Here is a 25,003-nt window from a genome sequence, read left to right as displayed (position 1 = left end):
CCCCGCCTTCCCCACGCCGCATGGCCTACGTCCAGTTCGCCTTCGTTTGCCTCTTCTTCGGCTCCAACTTCATCCTGATGGACCGGGCCACACGGTGGTTCGGCCCCTTTGAGGTCGGGTTCGGCCGGGTCGCTAGCGCCGCGCTGCTGTTGGGCCTGTTGTGGATGACGATCGACCGCCGTCAGCGCGTGAAGTGGCGCGAATTGCCGGCGATTCTCGCCATCGGGGTGCTCGCCAACGGCTATCCGTACGTCGTCCAGCCGACGCTTATCTCCAGCGGCTTCGGCCACAGCTTCTTCGGCATGACGGTCGCGCTAAACCCGCTGTTGACGATCCTCGTCTCGATCCCGCTGCTGGGGATCCAACCCACCAAGCGGCAGCTGATTGGCGTGCTCGGCGGTCTGGCGTTCGTCTTCTTGCTGATGTACGACGGCAACCTCCGCGGAATCCACCTCGGCATGCTGGCGGCGGCGGTCACGGTGCCGCTCAGCTACGCGATCGGCAACACCTGGATCCGACGCAGCCTCAACGACACGCCGCCGACCGCTCTGGCATTCCTGATGCTGGCGACCTCGACGGTGCTGCTGGGGCCGGTCGCTGCGTCGCCGGCGTTGCAAGCGACGCTCGGCGCCACGCCGCCCGAGCCGCGACACGACTTCGCCCTCGCTGCGATGGGCCTGACGATGCTCGGCGTCACCGGCACGGGCGCGTGTATCTGGGCGTTCGTCCGCATGGTGCAGTCGCAGGGCCCGCTCTTCGCCGGGATGGTGACTTACGTCGTCCCCGTGATCGCGATGCTGTGGGGCCTCTTCGACAATGAGAAGATCACCACGCAACAAATCATCGCGATCGCCGGCATCCTGGCGATGGTGACGCTCGTCCAAGCCCCGTCCCGTAAGCCCGTCGAAACATCAACGGAGACGCTCGCCGACGACGAAAGTTGGCGCGGCGAACCGCTCCCGGTCGACGCCTAACTCTTCCTACAACAAGGTTTCTGAACCACAAAGGAACAAAGGACGAGTCAATTAGGTGTCCTTGGTTCCTTCGTTCCTTTGTGGTTAAGTGCCCTTCCGCAATCCGAAATCCGAATTCCGCAATCCAATGCCCGCCCATCCTTGGCTCGCCGACCGCACCGATCGCTTCGACTCGTCCGGAATCCGTAAGGTCTTCGACCTCGCCGCGAAGCTCAAGGACCCGATCAACCTGTCGATCGGCCAGCCCGACTTCCCCGCGCCGCCGGCGCTGAAAGAAGCGGCCTGCAAGGCGATCCACGACGACCTCAACGGCTACAGCCCCACGCAAGGCGCCGCGGCGTTGCGCGATCGGCTGCAAGCACGCGTCGATGAAGAGTGGGGCCACGAAGGCCGCAAGCTGCTGGTCACCAGCGGCACCAGCGGCGCGCTGAACCTCGCGATGTGGGCGCTCGTGAACCCCGGCGACGAGGTGATCGTCTTCGACCCTTACTTCGTCATGTACCCGACGCTCTGCGAGATGGTCGGCGGCGTCCCGGTGGTGATCGACACCTACGAGGATGACTTTCAGATCAACCTAGCGAAGGTCGAGGCCGCCATCACACCGAAGACCAAGCTGATCCTCTTCAACAGCCCGGCGAACCCGACCGGCGTCGTCGCCAGCGCCGAGTCGACCCGCGGCTTGGCGGAACTGGCGAAGAAGCACAACATCGCGTTGCTCTCGGACGAGATCTACCGCGAGTTCTGCTACGACGGCGCCCTCCCCTCGCCCGCGCGCTGGAACGATCAGACGATCGTCGTCGACGGCTTCAGCAAATCGTATGGCGTCACCGGCTGGCGGATCGGCTGGATCCACGGGCCGTCGGCGCTCATCGACAAGATGGCCGCCCTGCAGCAGTACACGTTCGTCTGCGCGCCGCACCCGTTGCAGCACGCGGCGATCGAGGCGTTCCACACCGACATGTCGGCCCAAGTCGACGCCTACCGCGAGCGCCGCGACCACGTCGTCGCCGGCCTCCGCGACGCGGGCTACGAAGTCGCCCCCACCGGCGGCGCGTTCTATGTGTTCCCCAAGGCGCCCGCCGGCCAAGGTTCCGCCAGCGAGTTCGTCGCCCGCGCGATCGAGCACGAGTTGTTGGTGATCCCCGGCGGCATCTTCAGCCGTCGCGACACGCATTTTCGTATTAGCTACGCGGCGCCGATGGCGACGCTCGACCGCGGGCTCGAGGTGCTACGGCGACTGGCAAAGCGTTGAGAATTGGCGTCGGTCCCAGACCAGTCAGCGAGGTTAACCTGCTTCCGATCCACGCTTCGGAGCGAAGCGGAGTCGCATCACCCGCTGACCGGTTGGTTCGTGAACGCTCTCTTTCACCGGTTGGAATCCGTTCTTGGCATAGAACGCCCGCCCGATCGGGTTGGCCGTGAAGACGTCGACCTCGAGTTCCGGGTACAACGCCTTCGCCTTGTTCATCAGCCGGCGGCCGATCCCTCGCCGCTGTTGCGAAGGGTGAACAAAAAGAGCACCCACCGCGGCGCCGATCAGGGCGATGAACCCGACGACCCGCCCCGCGGCTTCGTCGATCCAGGTCTCGGCGTTGGGGAGATAGAGTTTCGGGATGTTCTCCCGCTCCGACGCGAGAAAATCTGCGGTCAAGAACGGGTGCGCGACCAGCGACGCCGCCATCCACACGTCAAGCAAGTCTTCCAGGTCGGATGCCTCGTAAACGCGGATCACTCCCACCTCCTGAGTTGATCGCTCTACCGAGCAATGATTGAATCACGCGAGAATGCATCGGTGGCGGCCCCTCTCGCAGGGACCGACAGCGGGCCCCACTGAAAGGTTCGCGAGAACTCGAGCGAACACACCGCCACCGAAACGCTATGTTGGCGTCAGTCCCGCGCCGCCCCCCCCTTTCAGTACACGGAATGCGCATGCCCAGCCTTACTCCCTTCCACGTCGCCGTTCCGGTCCACGACATCGACGCCGCCCGGGTCTTCTACGGCGGCGTTCTTGGCTGTCCCGAAGGACGCAGCACCGCGCAGTGGATTGACTTCGACCTGTTCGGTCACCAGTTCGTCGTCCACCTCGACCCGTCGCGCGACCCGGCGAAGGCCGACGCGGCGAACAACGCCGTCGACGGCCACGGCGTGCCGATCCCGCATTACGGTGTCGTGCTCGAGATGGCCGACTGGGAGGCGCTGCGCGACCGGCTGGCGTCGCACCACGTGGCGTGGGTGATCGAGCCCTACACCCGTTTCAAAGGCGAGCCGGGAGAGCAATCGACGATGTTCCTCCGCGACCCCAGCGGCACGGCGATCGAGTTTAAGGCCTTCCGCGATATCGCGGGGCAGCTCTTCGCGAAGTAGTCTCCCGACCCAAGGGCTAGCTCCCTGGCCTCGCGGTGCCCACACCAGTTCCGTGCTGGGGGATGGCTCCGTCCGTCGCCAAGCGCTACGGCGGCTCTTTTTTGAATTTCTTGGTTGAACAACTCATGCGGGGCGTTTAGCTTGCCCAGTTGCTCATCTCCCCGGCGACCGTCGCAGGCGTCTCCGGGAGGCCGATGACCCACAACATGATTTGCGCCCAGGCGGGACCCCCCTTGATGAATCACATGATGCGTTTTGCACTGCTGCTATCGGCCTTCGGCGCCGGTTTGATCGTTTGCTCGAACGCAGACGCTGTCCTCGTCACCGACACCTACACGAGTGACTTTTCAAACGGGAACCTCAGCGCGCCGCTGCCGAACCACGCAGACGACGTGGCGATTTTCTTCGGCAGCCCGGTCTCGAGCTTCGACGTCGTCGCCAGCGGCGGCAATAGCGTCCCCGCCGGCGATTCGATCGGCTTTTCGACGGACGGACGCTTCTTCCGCGGCACCAGTAGCCCGGCGTCAATCCCCGGTTTCGTCACGATGTTCGCCGGGTTCTTCAATAACTCGGCTACGACGACTATCCAGTTCACCACAGCGAATCCCGTCACGGAGATCCGCCTCAGCGTCGCGGACCTCGAGACGGCCGGCGCCTTGTCGTTCTCGTCGTCGACATCGGCCGGCGTTCCCAGTTCGGTGACGGGTGGCCTCTCGTTTAGCGGCTCCGACGTGACCGGCAACGCCAGCAACTCGATCCAGGGTGAGATCGTTTGGACCTTCGCCTCGGCGGTCTCGAACCCGACGATCGAGTTCGACTACAACGCGGCCTTTAGCGGCGACCAGACGCACTTCTCCGGACTGAGCTACACCGTCGCGGCGATCCCCGAGCCGCTGGCCGCGGTCTGGTTCGCGACGGCGTTTGGCCTCGTCAAGGTCGGCAGCCGCCGCCGCTCGGGCGAAGACGCCTGATCCGCGCGAAAGCTTAAGAAAGCCCACCCCAGGGCCCGGCGGAGCCATCAGCTCCGCCGGGCCCTGTTCTTCTTTTGCGGCGGTGCTCTCTTGCTCTTGTGCTTTGCTGACGGTTGCTCTGGCACCGGAAGCCGGCGCAGCGGCTTGTCCGCGCGGTGTACAAAAACAAGCGGTGTACAAGAACAAGCGGTGTACAAGAACAAAACGGGCCCGGCGAACGAGGTTCGCCGGGCCCGTGTCGTAAGAAGGCGACTGGACCCCCAGCGGCGGCAGCGTCTAGCGCCCCCGCCCCGAGGTTGAACGTCGCCTTGTGAAAGGGATGAGGCTTGAGGTGACAGGCTTGAGGGACGTTGGGCAAAACCAATCGGTTCGCCAGCGCGCCCCTCACTCCCTCAGGTCTCAAGCCTCATTGGCCGTCAGGCCGACTTCTTCTCCGGCGTTTCGGTGAACAGCTTCTCGCGACCGTCGACCACCGCCTCGCTGACGGTGTAGCGTTGGCCACGCGGTTGGTCGGGCAGTTCGAACATGATGTCGAGCATCACGCTCTCGATGATCGACCGCAGGCCGCGGGCGCCGGTCTCTCGCTCGTGAGCCCGGCGGGCGATCGCGTCGAGGGCGCCCGGCGTGAACTGCAGGTCGGCCTCTTCCATGCTGAACAGCCGCTGGTACTGCCGCGTCAAAGCATTGTTCGGCTCGGTGAGGACCCGAACGAGAGCCGATTCGTCCAGCGGACGGAGACTGCTGACGACCGGCAGACGGCCGACCAGCTCAGGGATCATGCCGTACTCGACCAGGTCGTCGGCGGTGACCTGTCCGATCGCCTCGGAGAACGAGACCTCTTCGTTCCGCTCGCCGTCTTGGCTAAAGCCGATCGAGCGCTTGCCGAGCCGCTTGCGGACCACGTCCTCGACGCCGGCAAAGGTGCCGCCACAGATGAAAAGGATGTTGGTCGTGTCGATCTGGATGTACTGCTGCTCGGGGTGCTTGCGTCCGCCTTGCGGGGGGACGTTCGCCATGGTCCCTTCGAGCATCTTCAGCAAAGCCTGCTGAACGCCTTCGCCCGACACGTCGCGGGTGATCGAGACGTTCTGGCTCGTCTTGCCGATCTTGTCGATCTCGTCGATGTAGAGGATGCCCCGCTGGGCGGACTCGACATCGAAATCAGCGGCGTGCAGCAGCTTCAGCAGGAGGTTCTCGACGTCTTCGCCGACGTAGCCCGCCTCGGTCAGGGTCGTGGCGTCGCCGATGGCGAACGGCACGTTGAGGCTGCGGGCGAGCGTCTTCGCGAGCAACGTCTTGCCACAGCCGGTGGGGCCGACAAGCAGGATGTTCGACTTGTCGATATCGACGTCGGACTCGTCCTCGGCCGCCATCAGCCGCTTGTAGTGGCTATGCACCGCGACGGCCAGCACCCGCTTGGCGGACTCTTGGCCAATGACGTAGCTGTCGAGCTGGGCGACGATCTCCCGGGGTGACGGGACCTTGGCGAACAGCTGCTGGCTAGAGCCCCGCCGTTTCCGCTCTTGATCCAGAATGCTCTGGCAGAGCTCGATGCACTCGCCGCAGACATAGACGTCGCCCGGTCCTTCGACGAGAGGACCGACGTCACGATAGCTCTTGCGGCAGAACGAACAGAAGGCGTTTTTCTTCGTGGCGCCGGTGCGCCGCGTGCCGGTGATCTCTTTACCCGAAGGCATGGACAATTCTCCTTAACCCGTCATGCGTGGCGACGTCAGACACCAGGCTCGTTAGCCGGTAGGTCTTTCAGCCGCGACTCGTGGTGCCGCTCGATGCTCGCTCCTCGGGACGGATTGGCCGCGATCGCGCCCGGGTGGCGGCGGCGTTCTTCCCGACGCCAAGCCCCGAACACTGTTGTCTCGCTGCAGCCAGTCCGTTCCGAATTGCTCACCTCACGCCAGGCGGGGCTTCCTTGTCCACGCTCATCAGTTCGAGCAGTGTAAGCGTCCGTGGATACGGTGCGCCGACGAGAATCGTTCATCGGCTTTCTTTTGTGCTATCGCCACCTATGGGGGGCTTCGCGTCACAACCCTCCTGGGCGGCGCCGCCCGCGGCGTCGTTCGTGTCTCGCTCACCCTCCGTGCCGCTCCATCCCGCCAGCAGGGTACGGGCCGTCTGTTTCAGGACCTCCGCCGCTTCGGTGACGTTCGCCGCCTCACCCGGCCGATGCAGCTCGTACGTCAGCGCCGGGGCGAGTTTTTCTCTGATCCGCTGAAACTCCGTGTCCGTCAGTTCGCCGCGGGCGTGCAGCTCGCGGAACTCCGCCATCAGGTCGTTGGCGCTGCGGGCGTAGCTCCGCTGCCGCCGCTTCGCCCATTTCCGCACCACTACGAAGAACCCAGCCGTGATCCCCAGGATCAAGGCGATCCAAAACGTGGCGGCAGCGAGCGGGGGAATCGACACGCGTGACGCCTCGCGATCGGGAAAATCTCACATCGGGCCCGACAGGGCTAGCATAGCCCGACACCTGCCCAATCGTGCAGACCAGTCCCGATTATTCGCGCGACCTTCCGGAGTCGCCCGGTCGGATCGGCTTGGGAAACCCTGCTAACGGGCCTTCCCACACGCCACCCACCTTACCCAATCATCGTAGCAAGCGTACCCGGTCAAGCGGGCAGGCCGGCCGCGTCGATACCGATCGAGACGGGGCGGTCGGTTCTTCCTCGGAAGCCAGCGGCCCCACGACCAGCTTTTTTTCGCCAGCGCTTTTTTAGTCAGCCCAGGAACGCAGCGGGAGCGAATGCCGGGCCTTCAGCCACCAGCCGGCCTAACTCGAACGGCGCGACGCCTCGTCGCGTTGGTCTTGCTGTGCGCGCCGATCGCCCCGGCCAGGGCCCAGGCGCCGACCTCCGAGCCCGTCTTCTGGTCGCGGACCGAGCTGATGATCCCCTACCGCTGGGCCGGGACGGCGACCGGCGCGGCCGAGGTGGTCCTCTACCACTCCTCCGATCAGGGGCGCGCCTGGCGGGTCGCCGGTTCGGCGGCGCCGCATGTCCGCTCGTTCCGCTTCCAAGCGCCGGCCGATGGCGAGCACTGGTTCGCGGTCCGCACCTACGACCGGGCCGGCGTGGCCACCCCGCCGGGACCGCTGGGGCCCGAGATGCGGGTCGTCGTCGATACCGCCGCCCCCACCATCGATCGGCTCGACGCGCAGCTGAACGCCGGCCTGCTGACCGTCGAGTTGGAACTCAGCGACACGACCGGCTTCGCCGCTCAGCCGCTGACGCTCTACGCCCAACCCACCGGCCAGCCCGGTTGGACCCCCGTGCCGGTGACGTCCGCCCAGCCCTCGGCCGACAACCGATCGGCGCGCGTGGTCGCGCAGTGGCGTCCGCCAGCTGGGGTGACACGCATCGACGTACGGGCGACCGTTGAGGACCGCGCCGGCAACCGCGTCGAGCGTTCGGCGACTGCCGAAGCGGCGCAAGGCTTAGCGGCGCTGGCGCCCCGCACGCCGGCGGCGCCGGCCGCGTTCGGTACGGCTTGGCCTTCGACAACCGCCACGCCGCCCGCCCCGCTGGCCACCGGCGCGCCGTCGCTCGATCCGTTCGCCGACGCCGAGCGGCGCCAGCCGGCCGCAGCGAAGCCGTTCGCCGCGCCACCCTTCGCTTCGGCCGCCACGCCGGGTTTCAACTCTTCGGGTATCAATTCCATGGCGAAGTCGACGCCGTGGCCCTCGGAGTCGGCCGCGTCACGACCGCTGGTCGCCGGCGGTCTGACGGGGAGCGTCGATCGCTCGCAACCCGCCTTCAGCTCGACACCGTTTAGCTCGGCCAGCTTCGGCCGCTCGCCGGCCGACCCGTTCGCCGATCGAGAGAGCGCCGCGTCATCGCCCGACGCCGCTCCGCCGAGCCGGATGGTCAACAGCACCGAATTCGACTTCGATTACGAGCTCAACCGCACCGGCCGCTGGGGCGTGGCGAAGGTTGAGCTGTGGGGGACCGACGACGGCGGCCGCAGCTGGCGGCGTTTCGCGATCGATAGCGACCGTGAGAGCCCGATCCACGTCACCACGCCGGGCGAAGGGACCTACGGATTCCGCCTGGTCGTCGAATCGATCGGCGGCCTCGAAGCGACGACGCCGCGCCCCGGCGACGCCCCCGAGGCGGTCGTCGGCGTCGACCTCACCAAGCCGCAGGTGCTGCTCGGCGACGTGCGGCAAGGCGTCGGCTACTTCGCCGACCAGCTGGTGATTGAGTGGCGCGCCAACGACGAGCACCTCACCGAGCGGCCGATCGACCTTTTCTACTCCAATCGCGAGACGGGGCCCTGGATCCCGATCGCCACCAACCTGCCGAACAACGGCCGCCACTCGTGGCGCCTCCAACGGCACCTGCCCCGGCAGCTCTTCTTGCGGGCCGAGGCCCGCGACGAAGCGGGCAATGTCGCCGCGATGACCACGCCGCAGGCGATCGAGGTCGACGTGGCGGTGGCGAGCGGGTCGCTGAAGGGCGTGCGCCCGAGCGGGAACTAAGCTCGCGTCTCTGGCGAGCCCCCGATGTTAATCGGGGGTGTGCAGCGCAATAACTCCTCCGATTAACATCGGGGGCTCGCTGTCAATTTTAAAATTTGGCGACGACCGCGGTACGACGTCGTCTCAGTTTGCTTTGCGATAAAGGTCCCGTAGCGCCGGCTCAAGATCCGCGAACTGAAAATCGAAGCCTTCGGCAGCCAGTCGCCGCGATACGACATAGCGCCCGTAGAGAACGAGTTCGGGATCCGTTCGCAAGAAGAGCGGCGCGCCGATTCTCACCATCCATTCGTACGCGGGTAGACCCAGCGGCATTTTGACGACGCGACGCAGCGTCCGCATGAAGTCGGCTTGCGCGACCGGGTTGGGGGTGGAGGCGATATACATGCCGGACATCGATTCGTCGGTGATGGCTCGGGCGAAGAGATTGTTGAGGTCGGTCTCGTGAATCCATGACATGCCTTGGGCGCCGCCGCCGACGCGGCCGCCGACGCGGCCGCCGAGTCCGAGACGGGCGAGCCAACCGAGTGTGCCCAAGGCTCCCCCGCCGGCGCCGCGGTTGCGTCCTATGACGAAACTGGTTCGTAGGATCACGCCGCGTTGGTCCGGCAACTTGCTGGCGGCGAAGGCTGACTCCCAGGCGCGGGCGATTGTCGGAGCGAGACCCATGCCTTCGGCGGAGTCTTCGTCACACACCGCCGTCGGAGGATCGCCGTAGATGTGGGCGGTGCTCATCTGCACCCAAACGGGCGGCGGCGAGTTAGCGGCTCGCATTGCTTCGCCAAGGACGCGGGTCGATTCGACGCGTGACCGCAGAATCTCGTCTTGGTGATCGGGCGTCTTGATGCAGTTGACCGTCCGACCCGCCAGATTCACAACCGCGTCGGCGCCGTCAATCGCCTTCGCCCATTCGCCGAGAGTTCGGCCGTCCCAAAGCAAGTTGGTCCAATCTCCCAATACCGGGGGTGTCGATCTCGAGAGAACGGTTACCTTGGCGCCGCGGCTGGCGAAGTGCGCCGCCATGGAAGTTCCAAGGAACCCGCTACCCCCGGCAATGGCGATTCGCTTCTCGTTCAAGTCGTTCATGGGCTGCTAACTCGTCGCTTTGAATTCGGCTGCCTCTACACTGCATCATCATTACCGCAGCCCGCTACCGAACTTATCTCAAAGCTTCCTGGCAGTGACCGCTTTCGTGTCGATCGGCGACTCGACGGCGCCACGCGGCCGCAAGATCTGTGAAACGGGTCGAGCAACCCTCCTGGCTGATTGGAGCAAGGCGAAGACCGCTGACGCCCGGACCTTCGTCGCGATAAACTTGCCCCCATGGCGAAAACGTCCGCGACAACCACCGGCTTGGAGTACCTGCTCGCCCCCAGCGAGCCGGCCGGCTCGGTCGTTGCGCTCGTGGGGGACGACGGATTCCTCAAACGCGAGGTCCTTGGCGCGGTCCGCGCCCAGCTCTGTGGCGCCGACGGCGACCTCGACTGGCACGCCTTCGAGGGCCCCGCGACCGAATGGCGTGACATTATCGACGCCGTCGGCCAGCGGTCGCTGTTCGGCGGGGGGGGCAAGCAGGTCGCTCTCGTTGACGACGCCGACACATTTGTGACGCGCTACCGCGACAAGCTCGAGGACTTCGCCGCCGCGCCGTCGGCCGGTGTTGTCGTGCTCGACGTGAAGACGCTGCCCGGCAATACGCGGCTCGCGAAGGCGGTCGCCGCGAGCGGGCTGGTCGTTAGTTGCAAAACGCCCGACCGCGGTCCGGAGGTCGCCAAGCACCGGCGCGACGCGGCCAAGTGGCTCACCGCTCGCGCCGCGTCGGTTCACCAGACGCAAATCTCGGCCGACGCCGTCGAGGTGCTGTTCGACCTCTTGCCGATGAGCCTCGGCGTGATCGACCAAGAGGTCGCCCGGCTCGCCCTGCTGGCGGGCGATGGCGGCCGCATCGACGGCGTGCTGGCGAAGGAGAACGTCGGCGGCTGGCGGACGCGGACGGCTTGGGACTTGGTTGACGCCGCCGCCGATGGCCGGGCCGCCGACGCGTTGGCGCAGCTCGACCGTTTGCTACTCGCCGGAGAGCAACCGATCGGCGTGCTGGCGCAGCTCGGCTCGACACTCCGCAAGTTCTCGGCGGCGGCGTCGCACATCGAGGCGGCGGAGCGCTCTGGGCAACGGCCCTCGCTGTCGGCGGCGCTCAAATCGGCCGGTTTCGCCCCGTTCAAACTCGGCGACGCCGAGCGACAGCTCCGCCAGATTGGCCGCGCCCGCGCCGTACAGCTCGCCGACTGGGTGCTCGAGGCGGACCTCGCCATGAAGGGCCACAACAGCGCCCCGGCCCGCGCCCGGATTGAGCTCGAACGCCTGCTCTTGCGGTTGTCGCGCGAGGCGGCGGCAGCGCGGTAGGTGGAGGAAGCCAACTGTGGCGCTGCTCCGGTCGCTGACGCTCACGGCTCGCCGTCTACACTGCTAGCGAGCCGAGGGTGTCTGCGACGAAGGAATTGCGTGTCGCCGCGCGACTGCCGTTGCTAGCCGAGGCCCCGGTTGCTTACTATCCCGCCGCTTGACGGGCACCCGACTGCTAGCAACGGGACGCCCGCTGCCCCGGAGTTTCGTAACGCCAAGGATTGGCCATGCTTATGCGATTGGCGCCGTTGACGCTGCTGACGGCCGCCGGCTGCGCGTCGCTCGGTCCGACGCCGGCCGCGCTGCGCGACGCGACCAGCTCCCCGAACACGACGCCGGTGACCGCCGTCGCCGCCCACGCCGGCCCTTACGCCGACAAGTCGCAACAAGAAGCGATGGCCGAGGTCGCGCCGCAGCTGGCCGATCTGGCGATCGCCGACCCCGTGCTGCACGCCGAGGTGCTCGAGCAACTCGCCGCCACCAAGCCGTCGATGTGGTCGCTCACCGTGCAGCGGGCGCAGCACACGCTCGCTTACAAACGGCAGCTGGCCGGCGTCGAAGCGAAGCCGGCCGCCTCGCAGGTCGCCAAGACCGCCCCGGCGTCCCCGCCGCTGGTCGCCGCGCCCGCCGAGGAGAGCCGCGTGATGCAAGTGAGCGCGTCGGTCGATATCGCCCCGCCTGATCCGTCGCTGCCGATGGTGATCGGCGGTTCGGAGCCCCCGGCGATGATCCAGAACCAACACATGCTGGCCGCCGCCAAAGCGCCGGCCGCGACATCCGCCGCCGTCGACGGCGCGCCGCAGGCGAAGGCGTTGTTCCCGCCGACTCCCCCGCCGCCGACCGACTGGCGTGGCCACGTCGACTCGGCGATCACGCAGCTGGGCGAAGCGAACTCGACGCCGCCCCAATCGGTCGATGAGGCCCGCGAGCGGCTCCGGCTGCAACTGCTGCAGTTGGTCGCCGGCAAGACCGACAGCGCGGTCGCCCCCGCGCCGGGTCTATCCGCCGCCGAGCAGGGATACTGGTCGAATCAGATCTACGCCCTCTCGACGATGCTCGACGAGACCGGTTCGAACGACCAACGCGCCCGCATCGACGCCGCCGCCCGCCATCAAGCCGAGGCGACCGCCAAGCTCCGCGCGATGGGGAGCCTCCAGGTCCGCAACTTTGTGACGTGCCGCGAAGTTTACGGCTTCGGCGCCTACGACCCGCTCTCCGACGCCCGCTACGCCCCCGGCGACCAGGTGATCCTCTATGCGGAGATCGACAACTACCGCAGTGACGCCTCCTCCGAGGGGTACCGCACGATGCTCTCGAGCACCTACCGCCTCGTGAACGAGACCGGCAAGGAAGTCGCCTCGGGGGACTTCCCGGACGTCGACGATCTTTGCCTGACGATGCGGCGCGACTTCCATATCCAGTACGGCGTCACGCTGCCGGCGTCGCTGGCGGCGGGCGATTATCGCCTCGAATTGTTTGTGACGGACCGCCTCGGCGAGAAGATCGGCCACGACGAATTGACGATCGCAATCGCCCCCCGCTGAGCCCTTTTGCGGCGAATCGGCCAAGAACTGTTGCGAGACCCCCTGCGTATTGCGTTAGAATTGAGAGAGCCTTCTTCTGGAGCCCCCCTCGTTGTTCGATCGGCTGCTAGCCCTGCTGATGACGCTCACGCTTGCCGTCCCGGCGATCGTTGCGCCACCCTGTTGCTGTTTGGCGGCTAATTCTACCTGTCGGATTGCTGAAGAAGCGGCCGACAAGCCCGCCTGCTGCCAGACGGAAGCGGCCCTCCCCCCCTGCTGCCGGAACGCCCAGACGAGCGTCGAGACGGCCCCGCTGCCAACGCAGTGCGGCTGCGACGGCTGCCTCTCCTCCAAACCGGCGAGCCCGCTGGCAGGCCCCCCGACGGTTCCCGAAGCGCCCCACCCTGACGACCTCCCGCCGGCCTTCGGCGCCGGCCCCCTCGAACCACCGCACGCCGGCTCGCTCGATGGGCCTCGTGGTGTTATCGAACGGGTCTCTCTCAACCGCCCGCCACCCGACCGGCAGGCGCTATTCTGCGTGTGGGTCATTTGAATCGCCCGCCCCGACGCCGTTGGCGTCGCGGTTGAATTACCCGTCTCGACGCCCCCTTTGGCGTCGCGGCATCCGGTTCTTTCTGCGATTCATTTCTACGCCGACGCCTTCTTGGGCGCGGCGGACCTTCACAAGGAGCCCCGTTAAGGGGATCAATCCATGTTACGAATTATTGCTCTGTTCGGCCTGACCGCCGCAGTCGCTTTTGCCGGCAAGATGGTCACGACCGAGGTCGCTGTCGCTGACGCCGGCTGTTGTTGCGGAGAGGTCTGTGCGTGTGACGAGTGCGCGTGCGACGCGGCCTGCCCCGGTGGCGACGATTGTTGCTGCGTCAGCGGTGAGTGCTGTGCCGAGGGCGACTGCTGCTCGGACGGCGCGTGCTGCGAAGCGGAAGCGGGCCTCGCGGCTGGCGCCTGCTGCGCTGCGAAGCTCACTGCTGCGTCGGCTAGCGCCGGCTGCTGCTGTGGCGACGAGTGCACCTGCGAAGACTGCACGTGCGACTCGACGTGCCCCGGTGGCGACGACTGCTGCTGCGTCACCAGCGGCTGCTGCGAAGCGGGCGATTGCTGCTCGGGTGACGCCGCCGCTCTGGCGGACACCCTCTAAAGCACAACCGCTTTGCGATTGAGAAATGACGAGCCCCTCGGCCCCCCACGGGCCGGGGGGTTTTTCCGTGCGCGGCAGGGCTCGTTAGTGCGCAGTGGCGGGGCTGGCCCGGCGCTCGACGCCATGTTCTGCTGCGGGGATGGAAGCTTTCACCCCTTGGCGACTCGCCCGACGTGGACTCTGGGGCTGGCGCCGCGCTCATGCGGCCACCGCCGCCGGCGTCGCCATCGCCACGGCGGTGCTCGTCGGCGCGCTGGTGGTCGGCGATTCGGTCCGCGGCAGCCTCCGCGATCTCACGCTCCAGCGGCTCGGCGCCATTGACTACGCCCTCGCCCCCGGCCGCTCGTTCCGCGCAGAGCTCGCCGACGAGATGCAGCAGCAGAACGACGGCGCGCGGGTCGCGCCGCTGCTGCTCGCCCCCGCGTCGGTCTCGGTGCGGGTCGACGGCAAGACCCGCAACGCGAGCCGGCTGACGCTCGTCGGCTGCGACGAGCGGTTCCTCGCGATGGGCGCCGAGGATTGGCCGCTCCAAGAGCGGGGCGTCCTGCTAACCGCGGCGGTCGCCGCCGAGCTTGGCGTCGTGGCGGGCGACTCGGTGCTGCTCCGCACCAAGTCCGCCAGCGCCCTGCCAGCCGACAGTGCGTTGGGGGAGAAAGCCGACACCGTCGCGTCACAGCGTCTGCGCGTGACGGCGGTGCTTCCCGCCGAGGGACTCGCCCGATTTGGCCTCGCGCCGACGCAGGGCGCACCCCGCAACGCCTTCGTGCCGCTCGCCGTTGCCCAGCGGCTGATTGGCCTAGAAGGCGAGTGCACCGCGCTGATTATTGACGCCGAAACGACGCCAACGGTTGCGCCGAAGCTCGCCGACTACGGCCTCTCGTTCGACCAGCCGCGTCCGGACGTCTGGCAGCTCGAGTCGCGCGAGCTGGTGCTCACCGACCAGGTCGTCGCCGCGGCGCGGCGCGCGTGGGCCACGCTGCCGGTCACCGCGTCGACGACCTACCTGGCCGACACGATCCGCGTCGGCGACCGGACGATCCCGTACTCGACCGTCGCGGGAATCGAAGCGACGCCCGCCCAGCCGTCGATCGCTCCGACCGACAACGGCGCCATCGTGCTCAACCGCTGGGCGGCGGACGATCTCAATGCAAAAGTCGGCGACCCGGTGACGCTCACCTACTACGAGCCCGAGAGCACCCACGGCGAGCTGCGCGAAGCGCCGCCGGTGACGCTCAAGCTGTCGGCGATCGTCGAGCTGAGCGACGCCGACGGCGAGTCGACCGCGGCGAACGACCCGCGCTGGACGCCGCAACTCGAGGGGGTGACCGACGCCGAGTCGATCGACAACTGGGACCTGCCGTTCGAGCTCACCGAGACGATCCGCGACCAAGACGAGACCTACTGGGACGACTACCGAACGACCCCCAAGGCGTTCGTCAGCTTCGCGCTGGCGGAGAAGCTCTGGGGCTCACGCTGGGGCGATGTCAGCCTGCTACGAGTCGCTGCGCCCGAAGCCGATGGGGCCGACCTCACCCAAAGACTGCTCGACACGATCGATCCGGCCGACCTCGGCTTCGCGCCGCTAGCGATCCGCGCGCAGGGGCTCGCCGCGTCGTCGGGCAGCACGCCGTTCGACGTGCTATTTCTGTTATTCAGCATGTTCCTCATCGGCGCCGCGTTGCTGCTGATTGTGCTGTTGGTGTGGCTAGCGATCGACGAGCGGCGGCGTGAGGTCGGCCTGCTCGGGGCGATCGGTTTCGACCGCCGCCGGGTGCGACGCGGTCAACTGCGAGAGATGGCGCCCGTCGCAGGGTTGGGCGCGCTCGTTGGCGCCGCGGTCGGCGTCGCCTATGCCGCCGGGCTGCTCTACCTGTTGCGGACCGTTTGGGTCGCCGCCGTGGGGGCGCCGTTCCTCCGCTTACACGTCGGCCCGCTGACGCTGGTCGCTTCCACCGTCGGCGCTTGGGTGGTGGCGATCGCGACGATCGCCTGGGCCGTCCGCAGCGCCACGAAGACGCCGCCACGCACGCTGTTGGCAGGGGGCTCCGCACAGCCACCGTCGGGAGGCGCTGGCAAGTCACGCCTCGCGACTGGCGTCGCGCTCGGTTGCGCGACGCTTGCCGGCGTTGCGGCTATGTCGGGCGGCTCGCTCCGCGGGGAAGCAGCCGCCGGCGTCTTTTTCGCGGTGGGAGGGCTGACGCTCGTTGCGTTGCTGGCGACGATTTATCGGTTCAGCCGCCGCGAAGGGGCGAACTCTGCCGGCCTCGCCCTACCCCGTCTAGCGGCGATGAACGTCCGCCGCCGCCCCGGGCGGTCGCTGCTGACGATCGGCCTCGTCGCCGCCGCGAGTTTTCTGCTGCTCGCCACCAGCGCGTTCCGATTGCCTCCCACCGATGCGGGAACGGGCGGCTTCGATCTCATCGCCCAGTCTGACCAGCCACTGCACTACGATCTGGCGACCGCCGACGGCCGGCGTGAGCTCGGCTTCTCCAGCGACGGCGAAGCGGCGCTCGCCGGCGCCACGGTCTACGGCTTCCGCGTCCAGGACGGCGAGGACGCCAGTTGCCGGAACCTTTACCAAACCAAGCAGCCGCGCGTGCTCGGCGTGACGCCACGCTTCGCCGAAGTGGCCGACAACCGCCCGACGCCGATGGAGTGGGCCGACAACGCCAACCCCGCGGCGCCCTGGACCGTCCTGGCGAACCGCGCCGTGGCAGCCGATATGCCGGTCCCCGTGGTTCTCGATTTCAATACGGCGATGTACTCGCTGAAGCTCTACGGCGGCGTCGGTTCGCAGTTCACGATTCGCGACGAGGTCGGCGAGGAGGTGACGGTCGAGGTCGCCGGGCTGCTGAAAAACAGCGTCCTGCAGGGCGACTTGTTGATGGGCGAGGCGGACTTCTTGCGGCTCTTCCCCTCGGCGTCGGGCTACCGGTTCTTCCTGATCGCCGGCGACGACCCGGCGGCGCTCGCCGATCGACTCGAAGACACGCTCGCCGACTACGGTTTCGACGCCCAAAGCGCCTCGGCGCGGCTTGCCGACTTCTTGGCGGTGCAGAACACCTACCTCTCGACGTTCCAGGCGCTCGGCGGGTTGGGCCTCGCGCTCGGCGCTATTGGCCTCGCGGTCGCACAGTTCCGCAACTTGCTGGAACGCCGCGGCGAGCTCGCCCTGCTCCGGGCCGCGGGCTTCACCAAAGACCGGCTCCGCCGACTGGTGCTGCTCGAGAACCTCACGCTCCTCGCGGCGGGACTCGCCGCCGGGGCGATCGCGGCGGCGGCGACCCTTGGCCCGCTCTCGGCGCAGAGCGACGCGCAGCTCCCCTGGCTGATGGCGATCGCCCTCATTGCGGCAACAGTTGCGATCGGCCTCGTCGCGTCACGGATCGCCTCGGGCCGCGCCCTCTCGGCTCCGCTAACCGCCGCCCTCCGTGGCGAGTAGACGAAAACGCAAAGAGCCGGGAGACGTAAGTCCCCGGAGTGCGGCGGGTACCCACTTCACTCCGGGGACTTACGTCTCCCGGCTCTTTGTTTAGTTGAATCCATTCGCCCTCCGGGAGCTGACGCTTGCCGGCTCGCCCAGCGCTCAGCGGAGGTGGTTGGCTGGCGAGCCGTCGTCTAGAGTGAGGCTCCACAGACACCGCCCCCCGTGAGACCCGCCATGCGTGGCCTGCTGCTAGTCGTCGCTTCGATCGCCCTCACCGTCGTCAGCTGGGGTCTCTACGGCCCGGTCTTGCACCGGGGCCAAGCGGCGATGTCGCTGGTCGATGGCCAGTTCGCCCGGCTCCGGCCGTTTGTCTGTGTCGGGCTGGCGTACTTTGCGATCGGCGTCATCGTGCCGGCGGTCTTGCTCTACACTAAGGGCGAAAAAGGGAACTGGACAACGCGCGGCGCCGTGATGAGCCTCCTGGCGGGCGTTTTTGGCGCGATCGGCGCGCTGGGGATCATCATGGCCTTTACGTACGGCGGCAAGCCGTCGGTCGTGATGCCGCTGGTGTTCGGCGGGGCGCCGGTCGTGAACTCGTTTTTGACGATCTACTGGGCCAAACGGCTCAAGGACATCGGCCCGATCTTCATCGCCGGGTTGCTGATGGTGGTGATGGGGGCGGTGACGGTGCTCGTCTGCAAGCCGGCGCCGGCGAAGCACGCCCCCCCCGTGGCGGCCGCTGTCGAGGCCGACGAAACGCCTGCGGTGGAGGCGCCGGCTGACGAGACGCTCGCCGAAGCGGTCGAGAGCAACGTCGAGAAGGCGGGCGCCGCGAGCGGCAACTTCTTGCTGCAAGTGCTATCGATCGCCAGCGTGATCGCCTGCTGGGGCGCCTACGGCCCGGTCCTGCACCAGGGCCAAGCCGCGATGCATCACAGCCGCCTCCGTCCGTTGTTGTGCGTCGGCCTCGCCTACTTTGCGATCGCCGTGGTGGTGCCGCAACTGCTGCTCATCGGCAGCTTCGAAGAAGCGAGCACGTACAACTTCAGCGGCGCGTTCTGGAGCCTCGCAGGCGGCGCCGCGGGGGCGATCGGCGCGCTGGGGATCATCCTGGCCTTCAACTACGGCGGCAAACCGATGTACGTCATGCCGCTCGTGTTCGGCGGGGCGCCGGTCGTGACAACGCTCGAAGCGCTCTGGGTCCGCGGCGGCTTCGAGGGGGTCTCGTCGGTGACGCTCGGCGGCTTCTTCGCCGGGTTGCTGCTGGTGATCGTCGGGGCGGCGATCGTGCTGGTCTTCGCGCCCAAGGGAGCGCCGCCAGCCAAGCCCGTCGCGGAGCCTGTCGTCAAGCCGCAAGAGACGCCGCCCGCTGAAGCCATTTCGTGATGATCGACACCGGGTTCACGGTCTGAATTCTGAAGTGAGCCCCACCCGCGGCTAGCGTGCTGAGTTGGAAGTTCTTACCCACTCAGAGTGCTTGCCGCTACTCGGATGAGTAATAAGTAGTGAGAACCACGACGGGCACAAAGAGCACGACGGATTGTCTCTTGATTCAACGAAGCCCCGGCGAGCAGTCCGTCGTGTCCGTCGTGTCCGTCGTGGTGAAATCTCTGATCCCAGCCTCATTCCAAAGCCGCCCAATTTGGGAACGAACTTCTAACTCGGGACACTAGCGCCGACGGCTCAAATAGATCGCTGCGCGTGAGCCGTCGGCGCTAGCCGCGGGTGACGTCACGAATCGCAACCCAACCGCTTACGTCCCGCGCGCCGCGCCGAACCACTCGATCTGCTTCCGCGGGCAGTACGTATAGCCCCGCTCTTCGCAGTGCGGTCGAAGCCACGTGGCCCGCTCGTCGAGTTCCGCCGGCGTCGTCCCCTGCGGCATGAGCAGGACCCGTTCGGGATCGATCTCACCCAGTTCACCGAGGAACTGTTCGACCTCCGGAAGTTCTTCCGGCGCGTCGACGACGAACTTGAGTTGGTAGACGTGCCGGGCGATCAACCGCCGCACGATGTCGACCCGCAGCCGCGACCGCTCGTGCCGGCGGGCCCAGTGGGCGTGCTGCTCGATATCGGGCGTCGAACCCGACAGCTTGGGGCTGATCGAGATCAGGTTGCAAGTCACGGGGAGGAACAGCGTGCCGGCGGTCTCGATCGTGATGTGCCGCCGCATCCGCCGCAGTCGCTCGCACAGCGGGATCAACTCGGCGAAGAGCATCGGCTCGCCGCCGGTGAGCACCACGTGCCGGCAGTCCCATTCCTCAATCGCGGCGACGATTTCGTCGACCGACAGGTCCTGCCCCTCTGGCGCCCACGAGGCGTGCGGCGTGTCGCAAAACCAGCAGCGCAAGTTGCAGCCGCTGGCGCGCACGAAGACCGAAGCCGTCCCCGTGAGGAGGCCTTCGCCTTGGATCGATTTGTAGACTTCAGCAATCCGCATGAAGGTTCACCGCGGAGACGCGGAGGACGCAGAGTTTGTTAGAGTTTATTCGCAATACGTTTCACGCCGTTCTTAAGCAGATCGACGTTGAAATTGATCAGCAAGCCAAGCCGCTTGTCGCTCAGCCGCAAGTACGAGAGCAGTTGAGCGGTGTGGATTGGCGCAAGCTCATCGACTGACTTCAACTCAATAATTACCTCCCCCGCAACTAGCAGGTCGAGGCGGTAAGAAGCATCAAGTGTCATGCCACGATAGTTGACGGGAAGCTCAATCTGTTGATCCACTCCGAAACCACGTTCACGCAGCTCATAAGCTAGGCAAACCTCGTAGGCCGACTCTAGAAGGCCCGGACCCAGAGCTCTGTGCACGGCGATCGAAGCATCAACGATTTCGCCAGCTATCCGATCGATTTCTTCCCTATTCAATTTGCCTCCCCCCTTTCCGCGTTCTCCGCGTCTCCGCGGTAAATCAATCCGAGTATGCAACCGGATCGGTGAGCCCCGCGTCGGCGAAGCCCTTCAACCGCAGTTGGCACGCGTCGCAGCGGCCGCAGGGGACGCCGTTCTCGTTGGGGCTGTAGCAGGTGTGCGTCAGGCTGTAGTCGACGCCGAGCTCGACGCCACGGCGGACGATCTCGGCCTTCGTCAGTTTAATCAACGGCGCGTGGACCCGGAGGGGGCGGGCGCCCGTGACGCCCGCGGCCGCGTCGACCCCGGCCTTGGTGGCGAGGTTCGCCAGCCGCTCGAACGCCTCGACAAACTCGGGCCGGCAGTCGGGGTAGCCGCTGTAGTCGACGGCATTGACGCCGACGAACAGGTCCACGGCGCCCAGCACCTCGGCCCAGCCGAGCGCCAGCGATAGCATCACCGTGTTGCGGGCCGGCACGTACGTGATCGGGACGCCGCCGGCCATCTCCTCGTCGCTGCGGTCCTGGGGAACGTCGATATCGGCCGTCAGGGCGCTGCCGCCGAACGAGCCCAGGTCGATCCCCACGGTGCGGTGCTCGGCGACCCCCACCGCGGCGGCGACGCGGGCCGCCGACTGCAGCTCGAAGCGGTGCCGCTGGCCGTAATCGATGCTGAGGGCGTAGACGTCGAAGCCTGCCGCTTTGGCGATCGCGGCGACCGTCGCTGAGTCGAGCCCTCCGGAGAGGAGAACGACCGCTTTGGGAGGGGAATCGGGCACAGGGACGGCAAGTCGGCGGTGGGGTGGGTGGGTTCGTCGGCGGCGGAAGCCCCGCATGGCTCCCCTACCCCGCCGCAACCCATCATGCCAAACTCGTGCCCTGACACAACGCCCCGCCCCCATTCCCACCGATCACGACCGATGTCGCGCGACCTGCTCGAGACCTTCGACAACCAATTCCCCGATCGCGACTACCGGATCGAGATCCGCCAGCCAGAGTTCACGTCGCTCTGCCCGAAGACGGGGCAGCCCGATTTTGGCGTGGTGACGATCACCTACACGCCGCGCAAGAAGTGCGTCGAGCTGAAGAGCCTGAAGTTCTACCTCCAGGCGTTCCGTGACAACGGCATCTTCTACGAGCACGTCACCAACACGATCCTCGATGACCTCGTCGCGGTTGTCAGCCCACAGTGGCTGAAGGTCGAGATCGCGTTCAATGCGCGCGGCGGCATCACCGAGACCGTCACCGCCCAGTTCGCCAGTTCGGGGATCTAGCGACCGGCTCGCTTTAGCGCGCTCGCTTGCCGTGCACCGCCGCCTTCAGCTCGGTGTCGAAGTCGGTCGCCTGACAAGAGCGGAGCGTCCGGAAGCCGAACCAGCCGCCGCCGAGGGCCGAAGTGAGTCCACCGGCGAACTGCAGATCGAACGGGCTGGCGGCGGTGATCGCCGACAACGCGCCGCATCCCAAGGCGACCGCCGAGACCGTCAAGCGGAGCGTCGCCTTTTCGCGGCTGGTGCGGGTCTCGGCGACGTCGATCGCGTGGCGGGCCGACTGGTTGGCGAGTTGCCGCAACGCGTCCATGTCGGTTGTCACGGTTCGCGTCGGTTCGCGTCGCATTTCGGACAAGTCGCTGAGCAGTTGCTCGGGCGCGATGACTTCCAGTTCGGCATTCGATTGGGCTTCCGCTACGACGGGAGCAACCGCCAAGGGACGGGTCGGCTGCTGTGTCGCCGGGGTGCTCAGGCTCTGGGGCTCACATTCCGACCCGCCACGGACACGCTGCATGAGCTTCCGCATGTAGTCGTCGATCGACTCGTCTTCGACCGAACCGTTTGAAGCGGTCGGCTCGGGATCGGCGAGCGGAGCGGGCGCCTCCACAGGCTCGTCCTCGTCGGGCACCATGTGCGCGAAGCGATCGATGAACGACTCGGGCTCGGGAGCCTCCGCGGCTTCCGCCTCGTCCCTCACCGGCGCGGCGAACGGGTCCTTGACGAGTCCGGCCACGAGCCCAGGTTCGGGCGCCTCCGCTGATTCGTCGGAGTCGTTTCCGTCCGCTGCAGCCAGGGACTGCGGCTCGGTCTCTGCCGTGGCTTCGCTCGGGGCCGTGTCGGCGAGGTCCAGCAGCGTCGCGGGGCTTTCGAGTGGATCTGACGGCGCCTCGACCGACGCTTCTAGTGAAGTCTCCCAGAGCGATTCGGGGGCCACTTCTTCCGACTCGCCGCCGAGACGCTCGATGCCCCACAGGGACTCGGCCGTGGCCTCCGGCGCCGGCTCGATGAACGACTCGGCGTCCTCGTATCGGGTCGCCGATTTGGTCGGTTCGGACGCCGCGTTCATCGTCTCCGTGCTAGCCCACGGGCTCGATGACGCGGGGCTATCGGATTGCTCCGGCCAGACAGCGTCGGTCGGCTCGTCCTCGGCATTCGACGGAGCGCTAACGACGTCGGCCTCAAGCAGGGCGCTGGGCTCCGGCGCGGCGAGAGGTTCGGGCGACGGCGCAATGACCGACGATTCAACTTGTTCGGCGAGGGCAAAGCTCGCTTCGGCGAGGGCGGCTTCGAGGTCATCGACCCGGTATTGCAGTTCCTCGGCGCGCTGCAAGGCGTTCTGCAGGGCGGCTTCGGCGTCGACACGTTTCGTCTGCGAGAGGTGGAGTTGTTCGGCGAGTCGTTCCGTCTCGCCGTTCGCCTCATCCGCTGCGGCGACGGCCTGCTCCGCCCGCTCCTGGAGTTCAGCGAGGGTCGCGCCGAGGCCGTCCGCTTGCTGACGCTCGTTGCGTAGCGCCGCGACCATACGGCGGACGCGTGGTCGATAGCTGCTGAGCCGCTGGCGTAGCCGGGCGACATCGGCGGCGTGTCCGTCTGCGGCAAATGCCGGCATAGCCGCCGTCTCGACGGAGTCGGCGTCTTCTACCGCGCTCACCTCTTCCAGCGATTCTTCGATGACGGGAAGCGAGTCGAAGAGCGACTCGTCAACGACGTCTTTCTCCTCCGCAGCGGCGCTGAACAAGGCCGCCGCGCTGGGGTCGAACGACGGGGTCGGTTCGACAGGATGGGGCGTCACCGCCTCCAATCGCCACGGGTCGGACTCTTCCGATGCCGGCGCTGCTTCGACAAAGCCAGGCAGCCGCGGCGCGGCCGCTTCGTTGAGTTCGTTTGGATCGGACGGCAACTCCGCTTCGGGCGTCGAGGTCTCGGGCGTCGAGAGCAACGCGTCCCACGGGGAGGGCTCGTCCAACCGGAAGGGGTCGTCAACTTCCTCCGCGGGCGGCGTCGAGGCAGTCGCAGCCGGGGTCCAAGGCTTTAGCAAATGGCTTGGGATCGCTGGGTCATCCCCCGACGCCAAATCGATGGCCCGCGCCTTTTCCAGCAGGTCGACGCTGTTGTCGAGCCACTCCGAAGTGACCTCGGCAAGTGACGTTGGCGCATCGACTTCTGGGGAAACGACAACAAGCTCGTCGCCGATTTCGGTCGGAGCGACTGGCAATTCGGCCGTGGCGGGCAAATCGGCGTCAGCGGGCAAGTCGGCGGTCGTGGGGACCGCGGCAGCCGGCTCGGTCGGTTCGGTCTTCTCGATGACATCGATCGAAACCACCTCGAGGTCGACCGAGCCAACCCGCAGGCAGTCGCCGGGGGCGAGACGCGCCTCGCTGAAATCGGCGCCGTTGAGCCGGGTTTCGGACGCCCAGCGACGGACAACCGGGCCGCTTTCGCCCGGCGTGACGACGCAATGCAGCGGCCGCAGACCGGGACCGTCGAGACGCACCGAGCACCGGGGGCCACCGCCGATCGTGTGCGCCGACTCGTCCAAGTACGCCACACAGGACCCGTCTTGGCCCAACAATCCCAGCCGGGCCAGCACCGGATCGGTGCAGTCGCGGGGCGGGGTTGGGCCAGTTTTGGCTTCGGCGACGCAGAAGGTGGTTGTCGACATGGTGCAGTTTCGGGGAGCGAGTCGGGCCGTTGAGACGGGCGTGCAGACGGTTCCGTCGGGTTGGGTCGGGGCACAACGGCCACCAGCATGTAGCTCGCCGATGGGGGTCGGTCAAAGTGAACGCCCCGCGAGTTCAAGCACAAAGCAGGCCCAAATGGGCCCAAACCCCCTATCCCACCGGGATCAACGGGTCGGCACACGGCAGGCCGTACCTGCCCTCCCTACCACCCTCAGGAGGGGAATAAACGGAATTGCAGATTCCGAACCGAACTCGGCAACCGGATTGCGGGTCTTCGCGTACTAAGCTTGCAAAGCGACACGGCGGGTCCCCTGCGGCTGCCGACGGGTCGCCCCGCACCCGGAACAGCAGACCTTGGCAGCTCGAGAAGACGCCCCTCCGCCCCACGCGGCGGCGTCGACCGAGCATTTTGATGAGGCCCCACGATCATGTCCCGCGCCCGTAAAGACTCCATTACAAAGATCCAGCAATTGCTGGTCACGCGCCGCGACGCGCTACGCAAAGCACTTGAGGGCGACCTCAGCCTGTTGATGCAACTCCGTGAGCAATCGGGCAGCGACGTCGTCGACGCCGCCCTCGACACGGCCCAAGACGAGATCAGCTCGCAGCTAGCGGAGGTCGAGAGCCGCGAACTGGGCAGCATCGAGAAGGCCCTGGTGCGGATCCGCTCGGGCGCCTACGGCGACTGCGAGATCTGCAACAAGACGATCCCGATGGCTCGGCTGAACGCCCTGCCTTACGCCACGATGTGTATCGAATGCCAGCAGGCGGCCGAGGACGGCACCCTCGAGGACCGGATGCCGGAGGATTGGAGTCGCGTCGTCGACACCGGTTATTCCGAAGCCAACAGTCGGGCGAACGACTTCGAGCTGCAGTAACGCGTCTCGAGAGTGAA

Annotated in this window: 21 protein-coding genes; 13 read left to right on the top strand and 8 right to left on the bottom strand. The window is 66.9% G+C overall.

The window, feature by feature from the left end; all coding sequences use genetic code 11:
• The first annotated feature begins 20 nt into the window (after nucleotides 1–20).
• Together Pla108_RS02955 and Pla108_RS02950 are read left to right on the top strand one after the other, a co-directional pair.
• A complete protein-coding gene (locus Pla108_RS02955) occupies nucleotides 21–974 on the top strand; it encodes a DMT family transporter (RefSeq protein WP_197526197.1) in 954 nt (317 codons plus the stop codon).
• Nucleotides 975–1,101: 127 nt separating this feature from the next.
• The gene (locus Pla108_RS02950; RefSeq protein ID WP_146442747.1) at nucleotides 1,102–2,226 is read left to right on the top strand and encodes a pyridoxal phosphate-dependent aminotransferase; all 1,125 of its coding nucleotides are present in this window, start codon (nucleotides 1,102–1,104) and stop codon (nucleotides 2,224–2,226) included.
• Between the two features lie 33 nt (nucleotides 2,227–2,259).
• On the opposite strand, the gene Pla108_RS02945 is transcribed toward Pla108_RS02950, so the two are convergent.
• Nucleotides 2,260–2,706, bottom strand: coding sequence for a GNAT family N-acetyltransferase (locus Pla108_RS02945; RefSeq protein ID WP_231934267.1), 447 nt, complete (start codon nucleotides 2,704–2,706; stop codon nucleotides 2,260–2,262).
• Between the two features lie 197 nt (nucleotides 2,707–2,903).
• Here Pla108_RS02945 and Pla108_RS02940 point away from each other — a divergent pair, with 197 nt between their 5' ends.
• On the top strand, nucleotides 2,904–3,338 hold the full coding sequence (locus tag Pla108_RS02940) for a VOC family protein (protein WP_146442742.1): 435 nt from the start codon (nucleotides 2,904–2,906) through the stop codon (nucleotides 3,336–3,338).
• Nucleotides 3,339–3,586: 248 nt separating this feature from the next.
• Entirely contained in the window at nucleotides 3,587–4,309 is a 723-nt protein-coding gene (locus Pla108_RS02935; RefSeq protein ID WP_197526196.1) for a hypothetical protein, read from the top strand.
• Between the two features lie 416 nt (nucleotides 4,310–4,725).
• Here Pla108_RS02935 and clpX read toward each other — a convergent pair whose 3' ends face one another.
• Both clpX and Pla108_RS02925 read right to left on the bottom strand, forming a co-directional pair.
• Entirely contained in the window at nucleotides 4,726–6,006 is a 1,281-nt protein-coding gene (clpX, locus tag Pla108_RS02930) for an ATP-dependent Clp protease ATP-binding subunit ClpX (RefSeq protein WP_146442736.1), read from the bottom strand.
• Nucleotides 6,007–6,304: 298 nt separating this feature from the next.
• Nucleotides 6,305–6,730, bottom strand: a complete 426-nt coding sequence (locus Pla108_RS02925) for an SHOCT domain-containing protein (protein ID WP_146442732.1) — start codon at nucleotides 6,728–6,730, stop codon at nucleotides 6,305–6,307.
• 337 nt (nucleotides 6,731–7,067) lie between these two features.
• Between Pla108_RS02925 and Pla108_RS02920 the strand changes: the two genes are divergently transcribed.
• Nucleotides 7,068–8,801: a hypothetical protein gene (locus Pla108_RS02920; protein ID WP_146442729.1), complete on the top strand. Its 1,734-nt coding sequence runs from the start codon at nucleotides 7,068–7,070 to the stop codon at nucleotides 8,799–8,801.
• Between the two features lie 123 nt (nucleotides 8,802–8,924).
• On the opposite strand, the gene Pla108_RS02915 is transcribed toward Pla108_RS02920, so the two are convergent.
• Nucleotides 8,925–9,884 carry an epimerase gene (locus Pla108_RS02915; protein WP_146442726.1) on the bottom strand — a complete coding sequence of 320 codons (960 nt, stop codon included), beginning with the start codon at nucleotides 9,882–9,884 and terminating at the stop codon, nucleotides 8,925–8,927.
• Nucleotides 9,885–10,121: 237 nt separating this feature from the next.
• Between Pla108_RS02915 and holA the strand changes: the two genes are divergently transcribed.
• From holA to Pla108_RS02885, 6 genes are all read left to right on the top strand, one after another.
• Complete coding sequence (holA, locus tag Pla108_RS02910) at nucleotides 10,122–11,201, top strand: DNA polymerase III subunit delta (RefSeq protein ID WP_146442723.1); 1,080 nt, start codon at nucleotides 10,122–10,124, stop codon at nucleotides 11,199–11,201.
• A 227-nt stretch (nucleotides 11,202–11,428) separates the two neighbouring features.
• Nucleotides 11,429–12,745 (top strand): hypothetical protein, encoded by a 1,317-nt coding sequence (locus Pla108_RS02905; protein WP_146442721.1) that lies wholly within the window; start codon nucleotides 11,429–11,431, stop codon nucleotides 12,743–12,745.
• Nucleotides 12,746–12,836: 91 nt separating this feature from the next.
• On the top strand, nucleotides 12,837–13,277 hold the full coding sequence (locus tag Pla108_RS02900) for a hypothetical protein (protein WP_146442719.1): 441 nt from the start codon (nucleotides 12,837–12,839) through the stop codon (nucleotides 13,275–13,277).
• Nucleotides 13,278–13,436: 159 nt separating this feature from the next.
• Complete coding sequence (locus Pla108_RS02895) at nucleotides 13,437–13,883, top strand: hypothetical protein (protein ID WP_146442716.1); 447 nt, start codon at nucleotides 13,437–13,439, stop codon at nucleotides 13,881–13,883.
• 139 nt (nucleotides 13,884–14,022) lie between these two features.
• Nucleotides 14,023–17,325 (top strand): FtsX-like permease family protein, encoded by a 3,303-nt coding sequence (locus Pla108_RS02890; RefSeq protein WP_146442714.1) that lies wholly within the window; start codon nucleotides 14,023–14,025, stop codon nucleotides 17,323–17,325.
• A 219-nt stretch (nucleotides 17,326–17,544) separates the two neighbouring features.
• Nucleotides 17,545–18,696, top strand: coding sequence for a hypothetical protein (locus tag Pla108_RS02885; RefSeq protein WP_146442711.1), 1,152 nt, complete (start codon nucleotides 17,545–17,547; stop codon nucleotides 18,694–18,696).
• 367 nt (nucleotides 18,697–19,063) lie between these two features.
• On the opposite strand, the gene Pla108_RS02880 is transcribed toward Pla108_RS02885, so the two are convergent.
• From Pla108_RS02880 to queC, 3 genes are read right to left on the bottom strand one after another with little or no spacing between them, the layout of a single operon-like run.
• The gene (locus Pla108_RS02880) at nucleotides 19,064–19,750 is read right to left on the bottom strand and encodes a 7-carboxy-7-deazaguanine synthase QueE (RefSeq protein ID WP_146442709.1); all 687 of its coding nucleotides are present in this window, start codon (nucleotides 19,748–19,750) and stop codon (nucleotides 19,064–19,066) included.
• 38 nt (nucleotides 19,751–19,788) lie between these two features.
• A complete protein-coding gene (locus tag Pla108_RS02875; RefSeq protein WP_146442706.1) occupies nucleotides 19,789–20,175 on the bottom strand; it encodes a GxxExxY protein in 387 nt (128 codons plus the stop codon).
• A gap of 43 nt (nucleotides 20,176–20,218) precedes the next feature.
• On the bottom strand, nucleotides 20,219–20,935 hold the full coding sequence (gene queC, locus Pla108_RS02870; protein ID WP_231934266.1) for a 7-cyano-7-deazaguanine synthase QueC: 717 nt from the start codon (nucleotides 20,933–20,935) through the stop codon (nucleotides 20,219–20,221).
• A gap of 141 nt (nucleotides 20,936–21,076) precedes the next feature.
• On the opposite strand from queC, the gene queF reads away from it, so the two are divergent.
• Complete coding sequence (gene queF / locus Pla108_RS02865; RefSeq protein ID WP_231934265.1) at nucleotides 21,077–21,430, top strand: preQ(1) synthase; 354 nt, start codon at nucleotides 21,077–21,079, stop codon at nucleotides 21,428–21,430.
• A gap of 13 nt (nucleotides 21,431–21,443) precedes the next feature.
• Here queF and Pla108_RS02860 read toward each other — a convergent pair whose 3' ends face one another.
• Entirely contained in the window at nucleotides 21,444–24,089 is a 2,646-nt protein-coding gene (locus Pla108_RS02860; protein ID WP_146442698.1) for a hypothetical protein, read from the bottom strand.
• A 447-nt stretch (nucleotides 24,090–24,536) separates the two neighbouring features.
• Here Pla108_RS02860 and Pla108_RS02855 point away from each other — a divergent pair, with 447 nt between their 5' ends.
• Nucleotides 24,537–24,986: a TraR/DksA family transcriptional regulator gene (locus tag Pla108_RS02855; protein WP_146442696.1), complete on the top strand. Its 450-nt coding sequence runs from the start codon at nucleotides 24,537–24,539 to the stop codon at nucleotides 24,984–24,986.
• The last annotated feature ends 17 nt before the right edge of the window (nucleotides 24,987–25,003 follow it).

This window comes from Botrimarina colliarenosi, assembly GCF_007859955.1.
Taxonomy (GTDB): domain Bacteria; phylum Planctomycetota; class Planctomycetia; order Pirellulales; family Lacipirellulaceae; genus Botrimarina; species Botrimarina colliarenosi.
The sequence above is the reverse complement of the archived record's forward strand: the minus strand, read 5'-3'. Positions and strand labels throughout refer to the sequence as shown.